This window comes from Pseudomonas sp. BF-R-01 (assembly GCF_019946615.1).
GTDB lineage: Bacteria > Pseudomonadota > Gammaproteobacteria > Pseudomonadales > Pseudomonadaceae > Aquipseudomonas > Aquipseudomonas migulae.
On record NZ_JAGYFX010000020.1, the window covers coordinates 32504 to 45979 of the forward strand.

At 59.2% G+C, this 13476-nt stretch carries 13 protein-coding genes and 1 pseudogene; 7 read left to right on the forward strand and 7 right to left on the reverse strand.

Going from position 1 to position 13476, the window contains the following annotated elements:
* Positions 1-78: 78 nt before the first annotated feature.
* Both KGB27_RS10375 and KGB27_RS10380 read right to left on the reverse strand, forming a co-directional pair.
* Positions 79-2013 (reverse strand): ATP-dependent DNA helicase RecQ, encoded by a 1935-nt coding sequence (locus KGB27_RS10375; protein WP_223554283.1) that lies wholly within the window; start codon positions 2011-2013, stop codon positions 79-81.
* A gap of 287 nt (positions 2014-2300) precedes the next feature.
* Complete coding sequence (locus KGB27_RS10380) at positions 2301-2804, reverse strand: hypothetical protein (RefSeq protein WP_008040133.1); 504 nt, start codon at positions 2802-2804, stop codon at positions 2301-2303.
* Positions 2805-3102: 298 nt separating this feature from the next.
* Here KGB27_RS10380 and KGB27_RS10385 point away from each other — a divergent pair, with 298 nt between their 5' ends.
* From KGB27_RS10385 to KGB27_RS10405, 4 genes are all read left to right on the forward strand, one after another.
* On the forward strand, positions 3103-3378 hold the full coding sequence (locus tag KGB27_RS10385; RefSeq protein WP_008025051.1) for a hypothetical protein: 276 nt from the start codon (positions 3103-3105) through the stop codon (positions 3376-3378).
* Positions 3379-3800: 422 nt separating this feature from the next.
* The gene (locus KGB27_RS10390) at positions 3801-4100 is read left to right on the forward strand and encodes a hypothetical protein (protein WP_411736700.1); all 300 of its coding nucleotides are present in this window, start codon (positions 3801-3803) and stop codon (positions 4098-4100) included.
* A 219-nt stretch (positions 4101-4319) separates the two neighbouring features.
* Positions 4320-4673, forward strand: coding sequence for a DUF1493 family protein (locus KGB27_RS10400; RefSeq protein WP_223554288.1), 354 nt, complete (start codon positions 4320-4322; stop codon positions 4671-4673).
* 43 nt (positions 4674-4716) lie between these two features.
* Positions 4717-5571: an EamA family transporter gene (locus KGB27_RS10405; RefSeq protein WP_223434946.1), complete on the forward strand. Its 855-nt coding sequence runs from the start codon at positions 4717-4719 to the stop codon at positions 5569-5571.
* 204 nt (positions 5572-5775) lie between these two features.
* Here the strand turns inward: KGB27_RS10405 and KGB27_RS10410 are convergent, their stop codons facing one another.
* Together KGB27_RS10410 and hslO are read right to left on the reverse strand one after the other, a co-directional pair.
* Positions 5776-7317 carry a phosphoenolpyruvate carboxykinase gene (locus KGB27_RS10410; RefSeq protein WP_008025058.1) on the reverse strand — a complete coding sequence of 514 codons (1542 nt, stop codon included), beginning with the start codon at positions 7315-7317 and terminating at the stop codon, positions 5776-5778.
* 179 nt (positions 7318-7496) lie between these two features.
* Positions 7497-8399 (reverse strand): Hsp33 family molecular chaperone HslO, encoded by a 903-nt coding sequence (gene hslO, locus KGB27_RS10415; RefSeq protein ID WP_207285584.1) that lies wholly within the window; start codon positions 8397-8399, stop codon positions 7497-7499.
* Positions 8400-8500: 101 nt separating this feature from the next.
* On the opposite strand from hslO, the pseudogene KGB27_RS10420 reads away from it, so the two are divergent.
* Positions 8501-8729, forward strand: a pseudogene (locus KGB27_RS10420) (phosphoesterase); the annotation flags it as partial.
* 186 nt (positions 8730-8915) lie between these two features.
* Here the strand turns inward: KGB27_RS10420 and KGB27_RS10425 are convergent.
* The gene (locus KGB27_RS10425; protein WP_008025063.1) at positions 8916-9323 is read right to left on the reverse strand and encodes an RNA-binding S4 domain-containing protein; all 408 of its coding nucleotides are present in this window, start codon (positions 9321-9323) and stop codon (positions 8916-8918) included.
* A gap of 247 nt (positions 9324-9570) precedes the next feature.
* Here KGB27_RS10425 and KGB27_RS10430 point away from each other — a divergent pair, with 247 nt between their 5' ends.
* Positions 9571-10017 carry an ATP-dependent zinc protease gene (locus KGB27_RS10430; RefSeq protein WP_177318178.1) on the forward strand — a complete coding sequence of 149 codons (447 nt, stop codon included), beginning with the start codon at positions 9571-9573 and terminating at the stop codon, positions 10015-10017.
* Positions 10014-10919: a 30S ribosomal protein S6--L-glutamate ligase gene (gene rimK / locus KGB27_RS10435; RefSeq protein ID WP_007949201.1), complete on the forward strand. Its 906-nt coding sequence runs from the start codon at positions 10014-10016 to the stop codon at positions 10917-10919. Before KGB27_RS10430 ends, rimK begins: the two co-directional genes overlap by 4 nt.
* Before the next feature lie 127 nt (positions 10920-11046).
* On the opposite strand, the gene KGB27_RS10440 is transcribed toward rimK, so the two are convergent.
* Positions 11047-12360: an ATP-binding protein gene (locus KGB27_RS10440; protein ID WP_192226739.1), complete on the reverse strand. Its 1314-nt coding sequence runs from the start codon at positions 12358-12360 to the stop codon at positions 11047-11049.
* A 103-nt stretch (positions 12361-12463) separates the two neighbouring features.
* Positions 12464-13204 (reverse strand): two-component system response regulator OmpR, encoded by a 741-nt coding sequence (gene ompR, locus KGB27_RS10445; RefSeq protein WP_008032260.1) that lies wholly within the window; start codon positions 13202-13204, stop codon positions 12464-12466.
* Between the last annotated feature and the right edge of the window lie 272 nt (positions 13205-13476).

Here is a 13476-nt window from a genome sequence, read left to right on the forward strand (position 1 = left end):
ATGAGGCCATCACCGTCAAAATCAATGTTGAATGTAAATCCGCCATCGCCAGCAAGCCGGCTCCTACACAGGTACGGTTCAGCCTGAGAGGTGTTGCTCGACCCAAGTCCGTACTTCGCCATACGGATACTCTTCCAGCGCCGCAAACCCCGGAATCGACCGTGCCTTGAGCTTGGTAAACAGCGGCACACTGATCCCGCACAGAAACCGTGTCACCCGCTCAGCGGGAGGAATGCTGCCGGTGTGCTGCTCGTGCCTGTGGATAAATCCACCACACAGCGCCTCGAAGTTTTTATCCACAAGCGTCGGCAACTCCGGCGGTGCGGGCAGCCGCGCCACATGCCCGTGACACACCGAACAATGCCCGCACTGCTGCGGCGAGTTTTCGTCACCGAAGTATTCGGCCAGGCGATTACCCAGGCAGTGGTCAGTGGCGAACAGGTCCAGCATGGCGTGAATCCGCGCAATCTCGGTGCGTTCATGCCGGGTGAAACAATCATGCAGTTCGGCACTCAGCGCCTGAATGTCGAATGCCGTTTGCAGCAGGCTGTAGACCTCGGTCATCTGCTTGCTTTCCAGCTCGACCCAACCCTTTTCCTGGAAGTAATCCAACGCCTTGACCACCCGATTGCGCTCGGCTTGATGCTGCTCGTACAGCGCATCGAAATTCACCGTCGCCCAGGTCCGCGCGCGGCTGGAGGTCTGGATGATGGCCGCGACGAAATCCTTGCGCTCGCCCTCGAAGCGGGCGAGCAAGTCTTCCGGCTCCAGCAAATACTTGAAGCGATATTCAGCGTAATAGGCGTAACGCGGGGCGATGATCCCGCGCAACTCCAATTGCACCAGCAAGGTCTTGAGCGGCAACTGGCGAATGTTGCTCTGATCGGCCAACGGCCCTAGCAGAAACTCCCAATGCCCCTCGGGTGCGGCGGCTTGCAATTCGTCGAGCACATGACGGATGCCTTCCAGTTCCGGCGTGTCGCCGTAGACGAAATTTTCCAGCACGTTGAGGCTGTCGCGGTTGGCCAGTACCAGGCAGTCCGATGGCTGACCGTCACGCCCGGCGCGACCAATTTCCTGGCTGTAGTTTTCGATGGATTTGGGCAGGTCGAAATGCACCACATTGCGGATGTCGCTCTTGTCGATGCCCATGCCGAAGGCGATGGTGGCGACGATGCAATTGGACTGGCCACCCATGAATCGTTTCTGAATGGCTTCGCGTTGTTCGTGGGGTAAACCGGCGTGATAGGCCTCGGCCTGAATACCGTTGCGATCCAAGTGCTCAGCGATGTGTTCAGCGGTTTTCTGCAGCGTGACGTAGACGATGCTCGGCTGGTTGGGACGCTCGCTCATCCATTCGACCAAGCGTCGGCGTTTGTCCTGACCACGCACCGGTTCCACCAACAAGTTGAGGTTCGGCCGGTAGAAACCGGTGGTCACCACGTCTTCCGGCGCAATGGCGAATTTCGCCTCCATGTCGGCGATCACTTTCGGGGTCGCGGTGGCAGTCAGCAACAGCGCTTGAGGAATGTTGAACTGACGCTGGTAATCCGGGAGTTTGAGGTAGTCGGGGCGGAAGTTATGACCCCACTCCGAGATGCAATGCGCCTCGTCCACCACCAGCAGCGAGATAGGCACTTGCTGCAAGAAATTGCGGAAGCGCTCGTTCTTCAGGCGCTCCACGGAAATCATCAGAATCTTCAATTCGCCGGACTTGGCGCGGGCCATCACGTCACCGGCGTCATCGCGGCTTTGAGCCGAATCGATACTGCCTGCCGAAATGCCATGGCGCTGCAGAAACGCCAATTGATCCTGCATCAACGCGAGCAGCGGCGAGACCACCAGCGTCAGGTGCGGCAGCAACACCGCCGACATCTGGTAACACAGGGACTTGCCTGAACCCGTGGGGAAAATCGCCGCCGCCGAGCGCCCGGCCATCACCGCGCTGACCACCGCCTCCTGGCCGGGTCGAAACTGTGGATAACCGAAAACCTGTTCCAGGGTGTTGTGCATAAGCTGTCACTCCGTTGACCGCTGCGAAGCCCAAAGCCTAGCCGGTGATCGCAGCGAGTCGAGAAAAGGTCGGGGGCAAAAACGATACGGGATGATACAGCGGATGGCGCGGAGGGGATTGCGGGGGTTGAGGAATATGGCGACCGGTAGATCGCCATCGCTGGCAAGCCAGCTCCTACAGTTGAGCTTCGGCGGACAGCGATTTTATAGGCGCACCTGCCCCTTGTAGGAGCTGGCTTGCCAGCGATGAGGCCTGCGGCCTCACCAAAAAATCATGGTTGATCCCTTCAGGGCACCAACACCGCCACCCGCAGCTGCTCATTCAACATCTGCTCATGAAACACCTGGCTCTTGCTCGCCCACACCGCATGGGCCGGGCTGATTTCGCCGGTGAACGCCGCCGCCAACTGACGCAAATCAGCGACGCTTCGCACACGCGGGCAGAACGGTTCGCCGTCGCAGTTCTGACTGGCGTTGCGGTAGGTGGTCAGCAACCTATCCCACAACCCGTCACGCACTTGTCGCACAGACTTGAGCTTCAATGCCTGCACGCCCAGACGCTGTTTCAGCCCCTGCTCGTCCAGCGATTCGCTGGCCAGCAACGCCTTGCCGAACATCAACACCTCCGCACGGGACGCGGTGTCCATGTTCGCCTGAGTGGTGAGGGCGTCCGGCCAACCGGTGCGGGCCATGTTGGCCAACATCATCGAACTGCCAGCGTCGGCCGCGCCCGTCAAACGACAAACACCCGCCCACAACAACAAAACCGAGGCCATACGTAGCCACTGCATACCTAATTCCCTTTAAGTGCCTAACCAGGCATTTTCGAAATGCCCTACAGATTCTGGCGCGCACCATACAGAGGTTTACTGCGTCGCGCCTGATAAACACGTAGGAAATTTCACCAGTAGGGGTTTCGGTGAAAAAAACCTCGGGAATCACGTAGGGCCAATGCCCGAAGACCAGTAAATCCCCTACACACTCTGTCGATTGCGGCTGTATTGCCGCAGCCCGCCGTCCCCTTCATAGTTTTCGGCGCGGCTGAAACAGTGTGTCGGCCTGCCCGACTTCCCAAAGGACTGCCCCTCGATGCAAGATCGCTACCGCCCCCTCAAAAGCAGCTACAGCGACACCCCGGTCCTGGTCATCGACACCGAGGCCGACCCACACGAAATCCTCGACGCCGCCCGCCAACGCATCCACGCCGCCAGCGACCTGCTCGAAACCCTGTATTGCCTGTGCTTCAAACAGGCAGACGCAAGCGACATCCCCAACATCGTCAACGCCCTCTACCTGCTGACCCAGGACGGCAACGAACTCCTCGACATCGCCCGCCAACGCCTCCCAAAACTCACCGCCGGCTAATGCCCCCAGCCCCTCTGTAGGAGCGAGGCTCGCCCGCGAAGAACGATAACGCGGTGTACCTGACTAAAAATTTCGGCTGGGGATAACTCCGTAGGCAACGCCCTATCAAAGCTTCATCCCGGTCCTACAACAGAAGACACCTTATCGCCTATCGCCAACCGGTGGCTCGCACCTATAGTCGGACCGTCGCTGCAAATCAGCGACTCGGGCTTGGTCACCCGAATGGATAACGCATCAGCCTCCGTTGTATGCTGCCGGCACCTCTGTGTCTGCACCCTATATGGTGGCTGTGTTTGGGACGCCTTCGGGCGTGCCGGGTTATGCGTATATCCTCACCGGTTGACCAACCCGAACACAGTCCGCCTCCCATCGCTTGGTCACGATGATGGCGGTTTTGCATGATGCATTTGAGGATGAATAAAATGAAAAATACCTGGAACCCGCTCACCGATCGCTACCGCCCACTCCAAACCAACCTCACCGATTCCCCACCCCTGATCATCGACACAGAAGCCAACCCGCAAGACATCCTCGAAGCCGCCCTCCAGCGCATCCGAGCCTCCAGCGAATTGCTCCGAACCCTGCACTGCCAATCCTTTGAGCAAGGCGATCTAGAAGACATCCCCCACATCACCCACGCGCTCTACCTCCTGACCCAGGACGGCTGCGACCTGCTAAAAGTCGCCCAACAACGCATGCTGGGCTGGAAAGCGCCTGCCTGACGCTAAGCGCTAACAGGTAAGCCGCGCCCTTGTGGGAGCTGGCTTGCCTGCGCCTCGCAGGATTCGACACGTCGCCAGAGGACATCCTCACTCCACTTCCTACGCGAGAGGGAGTGCTCGCCAAATACCGGGAAGACAATCCGTCACAATCTGCTCATGCCCTTCCCAGCAAACCTGACGACAAATAAGATCCGCCCAAGCCCAACCGGACGCCCCCGAATGAACCTCGCCTCCAACTTCCCCGACGACCACACCATGCACCTGCTCATGCAGCTGCTGCACGAGGAACTCGGCCTGCCCGAACGCAAAACCATCAGCCTCACCACCTCGATCAACTTCGACCTGGGCTGCGACGGTGCCGATGCTCAAAACCTGATGGAAGCACTGGAAGAACAGTTCGCCATCGACCTCATCGATTACGACGCCTATCGCTACTTCCAACCCGAAGGCTACGATGTCTTCCTCAAACGCAGGGCCAAGGGGCGTGGCGACAAAGTCCCGCTTACCATCGGCATGCTCTACCAGGCCATCAAGGCCCGACGCTGGGACACTCAGACGCTGGAAGGCTTCTAACGTCCGCAGCACACACCTATAAGGACATAGCGTGGACGTACTGATGGGTTTACTCGCCGCCTTACTGTGGGGCGGCACGGATTTTCTGGTGGGGTTGAATGCCCGCGCAGTGGGCGTCAAACGCGCGGTGTATTTCGGTCAGGCGCTGGGGTTCAGCATCATGAGCCTGCTGTTGATTGCCTTCCCCGCGTTCATCCTCAAATCGATGTCGGCGTCACTCACTGTCTGGCTGTTCGGCATTGTCGCCGCCGTGCTGACGGTGTCTGGTGCCCTCGCGTTGTCCAAAGCCTTTGCCCTCGGCAAAGCGTCCATCGTTGCGCCGCTGGTAACTTCCTACGGGGTAGTGACGACGTTGCTGTCTTGGGCCGGAGGTGAGCAGATCAGCCTGATTCAGCTGCTTTGCATTGCTCTGTGCGTGATCGGGGTGATTCTCTCCAGCATCCATTCCGACTCGAAAATCCCACACACCACTCAAGCCAGTAGCTCGATTGCCTATGCGTTGCTGGCCGCGGTTTTCTATGGCACCAGTTTCTGGCTGCAAGGCCACTTTGTGCTTCCGGTCCTTGGTCCGGTAACGATGCTTTGGCTCGCCTATCTGGTTGGTCTGATCGTGCTGGTGGTTATCGTCCTGAGGATCGAGGACGGACTGAAAATTCCACCGTTGAAAAACTGCATGACGCTGACCGGCGCCAGCTTGATGAACCTGGGTGGGTTTTCTTCTTTCGCCTGGGGCGCGGTGGCAGGATCGGTTTCGGTGGTAACGGTGATCAGCACACTGTCCGGAGGAATCGCGGCGATTCTGGGATACGTATTCTTCAAGGAAAGGCTGGCAAAGTTACAGGTGCTTGGCGTGGTTCTGGTGTTGGTGGGCGCGTTCGTTTTGCACCTGAAAACCTGAGCCGTCCCCACAAAAAAGGCACCTTACGGAATCCAATACCTGTAGGAGCCAGCTTGCTGGCGATGGTGGTTAACGATAACGCGTGCTGTCTGGATAAACGCGGCGCACTTGGGTTTATCGCCAGTAAGCTGGCTCCTACAGGTAATGCGTTACCCACAAAAAAGCCGCCCCAAAGGGCGGCTTTTTCATTACATCAAACCAATCTTACAACTTCGGCCCAGCAGCCTTGATCGCGTCGCTCACTTCGAACTTCTTGAAGTTCTCAACAAACAACCCGGCCAGTGCTTTAGCCGCTTCATCGTAAGCAGCCTTGTCAGCCCAGGTGTTACGTGGGTTCAACAGGCCAGTTTCAACGCCCGGTACGGCCAGTGGCACGTCGAGGTTGATGGTGTCGAGGTGTTCGGTTTCAGCACCGATCAACGCGCCGCTCTGGATCGCTGCGATGACGCCGCGAGTGGTCGGGATGTTGAAGCGTTTGCCGACGCCGTAGCCGCCGCCGGTCCAGCCGGTGTTGACCAGGTAGACCTTGGAGCCGAAGCCGCGGATGCGCTTGATCAGCAGTTCTGCGTATTCGCCGGCCGGACGCGGGAAGAACGGTGCGCCGAAGCAGGTGGAGAAGGTCGACTTGATGCCGCTGCCGGAACCCATTTCGGTCGAGCCCACCAGTGCGGTGTAGCCGGACAGGAAGTGGTAGGCCGCTTGTTCTTCGCTGAGGATCGACACTGGCGGCAGAACGCCGGTCAGGTCGCAGGTCAGGAAGATCACAGCGTTTGGCTCGCCACCGAGGTTCTTCTCGGAACGCTTGGCAACGTGCTCCAGCGGGTAGGCGGCGCGGCTGTTCTGGGTCAGGCTGACATCGGCGTAGTCGGCGTGCTTGGCGTCGTCGATCACGACGTTTTCCAGGACTGCGCCGTGCTTGATGGCTTTCCAGATGACCGGCTCGTTCTTCTCGGACAGGTCGATGCACTTGGCATAGCAACCGCCTTCGATGTTGAAGACAACGCCTTCGCCCCAGCCGTGTTCGTCGTCACCGATCAGGTAACGGCTTTCGTCGGCCGACAGGGTGGTTTTACCGGTGCCGGACAGGCCGAAGAACAGGGTCACGTCGCCCGCTTCGCCGATGTTGGCGGCGCAGTGCATCGGCAGTACGTCAGCGGCAGGCAGCAGGAAGTTCTGCACCGAGAACATGGCTTTCTTCATTTCACCGGCGTAACGCATGCCGGCGATCAGCACTTTCTTCTGTGCGAAGTTGATGATCACGCAACCGTCGGAGTTGGTGCCGTCACGCTCTGGCACGCATTCGAAGTTGGCAACGTTGAGCACTTGCCACTCAGCACGACCCGCCGGGTTGTACTGGGCCGGGTTGATGAACAGGCAACGACCGAACAGGTTCTGCCAGGCAGTCTGGGTGGTCATCTTCACGGCCAGGTAGTGATCTTCGGCCGCGCCTACATGCACGTGGGAAACGAAATGATCTTGCGCGTTGTTGAACGCCTCGACGCGAGCCCACAGGGCATCGAACTTGTCGGCCGGGAACTTGCGGTTGATCGGGCCCCAGGCGATAGCGGCCTGGGTGGTCGGCTCTTCAACGATGAAACGATCGACTGGCGAGCGACCGGTACGGTGACCGGTGCGAACAACCAGCGCGCCGGTATCGGCAAGCTCGCCTTCACCGCGATTCAGGGCTTCTTTAACCAGATCATCAACACTCAGATCGGTGTACACGGCGTTATTGGCTTGCGTCATGAGGTTCCCCGTCGGCCAGTGGCCGAGTGCTCCAAACGTTTTGTAGTAGAAAGTCGTGCACTACTACCGCGAAAAAAGTGGGCCGGATTATGCCAGAAACGCCCAAAAAAAGTAGGGCCCTCCCGTCGTAACGGCGTTATTCCGGCACTTTCCAGTGAATTTACCTGCGCTGAACCGTTTTAGTGACGGGTATCTGACGGCGTGTCGACGCCCGCACCGGCGAATAATTGAACAATATCGGCGGCGTCGAACAGGTAACGTTCATTGCAGAACTGACAGTCGACCTCGATGTTGCCACCGTGTTCGACGACCAGGCTCTGCGCATCTTCCAGACCCAAACTGACCAGAGCATTGGCAGAACGTTCGCGCGAGCAACTGCAACGGAAGCGCAATTTCTGCACATCGAACAGCCGGACCTGCTCTTCGTGGTAGAGGCGATGGAGCACGGTTTCGTTGTCCAGACCGAGCAATTCATCGGCGGTCAGGGTACTGCCCAGCGCGGTGATGTGCTGCCAGCTGGCGGCGCGTTCTTCTTCGTCTTTCAGGCGGTCGGCGGGCAGTTGCTGCAGCAACAGGCCACGGGCGCGACGGCCATCGGCGTACAGCCAGAAACGTGTGCCCACCTGTTGCGACATCACGAAGTAGTTAGTGAAGCATTCCGAGAGGGTTTCGCCATCCAGGTCGACGATGCCCTGATAACGCTGGCCCACGGTCGGGTCGACGGTCAGCGCCAATACGCCGTTGGGCATCAGGTCGGCGAGTGTGGCGTCAGGGGCGATCTGGTCGGCCTCGTAACGGGCCAGACCACGGATGTCACGTTCGCTGGAGCATTCGATCATCAGCAACGGGATCGGGCCGTCGGACCGCGCCTGAAGAATCAGCAGACCATCAAACTTCAAGGTGCCGACCAGCAACGATGCCGCGGCCATCAGTTCGCCAAGCAGTTGCGCGACCGGCTCCGGATACGAGTGTTTGGCAAGGACCTCGGCGTAGCTGCGCTCCAACGAAACCAGCTCGCCGCGGGTGTCGCTGTCATCGAAGATGAAGCGTTGGGTGTAGTCGGTATCCGGTAGATCGGTCATAGGTCTGGGTATCTGAAGTAAATGATAAAAGGTTACAAACGAAAAATTGCGCCTCTGCAGCACCGTTTTGGTGCGCACTGTTCAGCCATGGGAGGCATTTTATGAACAATCCGGTTTTGTTCCAAGCAAGGTGGAACGTCTGCCGGTAGCGCTGTGCAACTTTGTGCCGCTGGCGCTGCTGGCCTTCTGGTTATGGCCTACAGGTCAGAGGCTGTGTGTGATTTTCGACGAGTGGCTTTCCATCCACTCGATTCGCCGCTGGCGATTCACCCGATATGGCTGCGCATTCGGGTAATTGCAAGTCTGCGACCGTTCGATGCGGTGGTTGGGGATGCTAGTCGTCGGAGAAATATGGTGCGTAGCGCCCGATTTTTTCGTTGGAGGGCGAGTGCTGCGCACTCGATCGCCGGCAAGCCAGCTCCTACAGTGACCGCGTCGTTCAAACGTAACGCAATCTCCTGTAGGAGCTGGCTTGCCAGCGATAGCGTCAGCCCAGACAACGCAGAAGCAACAGCCTCACTCGTCGTTGCTGCTCCCACGAAATTTAAACAGATCCCGCCGCTGCTTCTTGCTTGGTTTGCCGTCAGTGCTCACGCCCAGCGAGCCCGCCTTGCGCATCGCCGCAGCCGCTTCGCGCTTGGCGATGCTGGCTTCGGTTTCGGCGTACAAGGTCTGAGCTTCCGGCGCACCACGGCGCACGATCGATAACGCCTGGACCACCACCGTGCGCTCTTCGAACCCTGCGCGAATCTGAAACTCGTCGCCGATCCGCGGCTCTTTGCCCGGCTTGCAACGCTCACCCCGGCAATGCACCTTGCCACTTTCAATCGCCGCTTTCGCCAAGGCACGTGTTTTATAAAAACGCGCGGCCCACAACCACTTATCGAGACGGACCTTGTCGTCCTCTTCGCTTTTTTGTGCCATGGAATTTCCTCATTCTGAAATATTGGTGAACTGTACTACCGTTTCTGTCGTGCCAGGATTTCCACCGACCCGTACTACAATGCGCACGCCACACCTCGCTTGCAGGGGTGGAATTCCGGGCTGTAGATATCTGTCGCCTTTTAACCATTATTCTGCGTGAATACCGCGAATCCGGCCGCGTGCGGCCCCGGCGGTATCCACCGGTTGAGTACCTTTGAAGACATTTGACCATTTGACCGTTGTCGGTCTGCGCGAGTGGGTGGCGCTCCCGGGTTTGGGAGTTGCGGGCCTGCGGGCAAAAATCGACACCGGTGCCAGCACCTCCAGCCTGCATGCCACTGACATCGAGCCGTTCGAGCGCGACGGCGAACAGTGGGTGCGCTTCACCGCGCACCTGGGCACGGTAGTGCAGTTGCGACACCGACGCTGTGAAGCACCGCTGGTGACGATGAAATCCATCAAGAGCTCCAACGGCCAGGCGCAGAAGCGTTACGTGGTCAGCACCACCCTGGCCCTCGGTGATCGGGTCTGGCCCGTCGAGTTCACCCTCGCCTGCCGCAAGTCCATGCGTTATCGCCTGCTTCTCGGTTCCAAAGCCCTGATCGATGGCCAACTGGTGGTCAATCCGGGCATTAAATATGTACAAGACAAGCCGGTGTTCCCGGTATCTACCTCCTCCACAGGTGTTGCATGAAGATCGCTGTGCTGTCGCGGAACCCGCGTCTGTATTCCACTCGTCGTCTGGTCGAAGCCGGTACCGAGCGTGGCCATGAAATGGTGGTGATCGACACCCTGCGCGCCTACATGAACATTGCCAGCCACAAACCGCAGATCCACTACCGCGGCAAGCCGCTGGAAGGTTTCGATGCGGTGATCCCCAGGATCGGTGCATCGGTAACGTTCTATGGCTGCGCGGTGCTGCGTCAGTTTGAAATGATGGGGGTGTTCCCGCTTAACGAATCGGTGGCCATTGCCCGCTCGCGGGACAAACTGCGTTCGCTGCAATTGCTCTCGCGCCGTGGGATCGGTTTGCCGGTCACCGGGTTTGCCCACTCTCCGGATGACATTCCCGACCTGATCGACATGGTCAACGGCGCGCCGCTGGTGATCAAGGTACTGGAAGGCACCCAGGGCATCGGCGTGGTGCTGTGCGAAACCGCGACAGCGGCGGAATCGGTGATCGAGGCGTTCATGGGCCTCAAGCAGAACATCATGGTTCAGGAATACATCAAGGAAGCCGGCGGTGCGGACATCCGCTGCTTCGTGGTCGGCGACAAGGTGATTGCAGCGATGAAGCGTCAGGCCAAGCCTGGGGAGTTTCGTTCCAACCTGCATCGCGGTGGCAGCGCCAGCCTGATCAAGATCACGCCGGAAGAACGCATGACTGCATTACGCGCTGCGAAGGTGATGGGACTGGCGGTGGCGGGTGTGGATATTCTGCGTTCGAATCACGGGCCGTTGGTGATGGAAGTGAATTCGTCGCCGGGGCTGGAGGGGATTGAAACCACCACCGGGAAGAATGTGGCGGGGATCATCATTGAGCATCTTGAGAAGAATGGTGGGCCGAATATGACTCGGACCAAGGGTAAGGGCTGATCCTGAATAAGTGGCGGCAGTGATGCCGTCTTCGCGGGCAAGCCTCGCTCCTACAGTGATCATAAATCCATGTAGGAGCGAGGCTTGCCCGCGAAGAGGCCATCAGCCCCACTGAAGATCTCAGTTGTTAAACCGCATCCCGAGGCAGCATCAACCCCAACGGCAACCGCACCCGCGCTTCCAGCCCGCCACCAGTACGATTGCGCAGCTCAACATTCCCGCCATGCATCGAAGCAATCCGCTTCACGATCGCCAGACCCAACCCGGTCCCTTTGCCACCGCGAGCGCGATCCCCACGGGTAAACGGGTTGAAGATCGCCTCCAGCTCCGACGGATCAATCCCCGCCCCACGGTCCATGACGCTCAGCACCACATACGGGGCGCTGACATCCCCGGACACATAAGCCGCCACCTCAACACCGCTGCCGGCGTGATGCAGCGCATTGCCGATCAGGTTGTTCAGCAACCGTTTCATGGACACGCGACGCAGCGGAAACGGCTGAATCGGCTCCAGACGCAAGCGTACTTTCTCTTCATTCTGGTTAAACGGCGCGGCGACTTCGCGGACCAGATCGCTCAAGTCCACCTCTTCCACCGATTCATCGCGGCCATCGCGGATGAACGCGAGGAACTGGTCGAGAATCGCGTCCATGTCCTCGATGTCGCGGACCATGTCGTCCGTCAGGTCGCTGTGGTCGCCCATCAGTTCCAGTGACAAGCGCAAACGAGTCAGCGGTGTCCGCAGGTCATGGGACACCCCGGCCAGCATCAGCTCGCGCTCGCGGCCAGCCTGTTCGACGTCTTCGGCCATCTGGTTGAACGCGCGGTACACCTCGGTCATCTCGCTCGGTGTGTCGCTGATCGGCAAACGAACGCTGCGACCCTGGCCAAGTTGGCGGGCGGCATAGACCAGGCGCTTCAAGGGTTGATTGAGCTGACTGACGAAGATCCACGCCGAGGCGGTGGACAGCAAACCAATGGCAAGGAACCAGCCGAGCACGTTCCAGATTTTCTGGCCACGCAAAGGATGCGGATACAGCGGTACTTTCAGCCAGCCATCGCCCAGGCTCGGCGCCCGGACCCACAGCGCTGGCGGCGAGTGCATGCGTAATCGCACCTCGGTGTCGGCGCCGAGTTCGGCCTGCATCTGCCGCTGATAGATCTCGCTGTAAGGCCAGTGTTGCTCGCCTTCCGGCACGCCGGTGCCCACCACCCGGATCAGGGTCGCGGCTTCGGCAATCTTGTCGCGATTGTTTTCATCGGCCGCCCAATAGGCGCGCAGCGTCAGGGCGACGCCGTGGCTGTATTGACGATCCACCAGCACGTCTTCGTTCATCAACAGATAAACCAGGGTCAGCGCTTTGGAAAACAGGACGACAATCAGCACCAGCCACAGGGTGCGGGAGAAGAAACTCTGGGGGAACCAAACCGGGGTTTTCATGAATAACCGCTACACACTTGCAGGAGCGAGCGATGCTCGCATATTGCGGATCGCGAGTCTGCGGACAACATCATCCGCACGACCCGCTCCTACAAATCGCCGATCACTTGGTGGCGGCGCCATCCGGAACGAACACGTAGCCCACGCCCCAGACAGTCTGGATGTAACGCGGCTTGGACGGATCAGGCTCGATCATCCGGCGCAGACGGGAGATCTGCACGTCGATGGAACGCTCCAGGGCATCCCACTCGCGGCCACGGGCCAGGTTCATCAGCTTGTCGCGAGTCAGTGGCTGACGCGCGTTCATGACCAATGCCTTGAGCACCGCAAACTCACCGGTGGTGAGCATGTGCACTTCGTCACCGCGTTTCAGTTCGCGGGTCGCCAGCGACAGTTCGTAGTCACCGAAGGTCACGCTTTCGTCTTCGCTGCCCGGCGCACCCGGCACCGGCGCCGACTGACGGCGCAGGACCGCTTTGACGCGAGCCATCAGCTCATCCGGGTTGAACGGCTTGGCCAGGTAATCGTCGGCGCCCAGTTCCAGGCCCTTGATGCGGCTCAGCTCGTCGCCCTTGGCGGTGAGCATGATGATCGGAATCTGATTGTTCGCGCCGCGCAGACGGCGGCAGGCGGTCAGACCGTCTTCGCCGGGCAGCATCAGGTCGAGGACGACCAGGTTGAACACTTCACGCGCCAGCAGGCGATCCATTTGTTCGGTGTTCGGTACGGCGCGGGCGCGGTAGCCCTTGCTGACGAAAAAGCGTTCCAGCAGGCTGCTGAGCCCCGGATCGTCGTCAACGATAAGAATTTTTTCGCCTTCAGCAATGTTTGCAGTGCTGCTCATTGGATGCTCCTTTGATCTCGGCGCGCATTATGGCGTAGCTGCCGTTATACGCACCGTGTGCATTGTTAGCAGATTTTTCCTTCACCGCCAGAAATCCGGGCATTGTGCCTACAGCCTGTGATGCCCCCGAATGACAGAACGCTGGTTATAATGCGCGGCCTTTTGTGTCAGGCAACGTCTGATCGTTACCGTCGCGGCGGCTTTTTATTTTCATCGCCACGGCAGTAATTGTTCGATTTCACGGGTCAACGGGATGCCTGTTGATCCAGGTA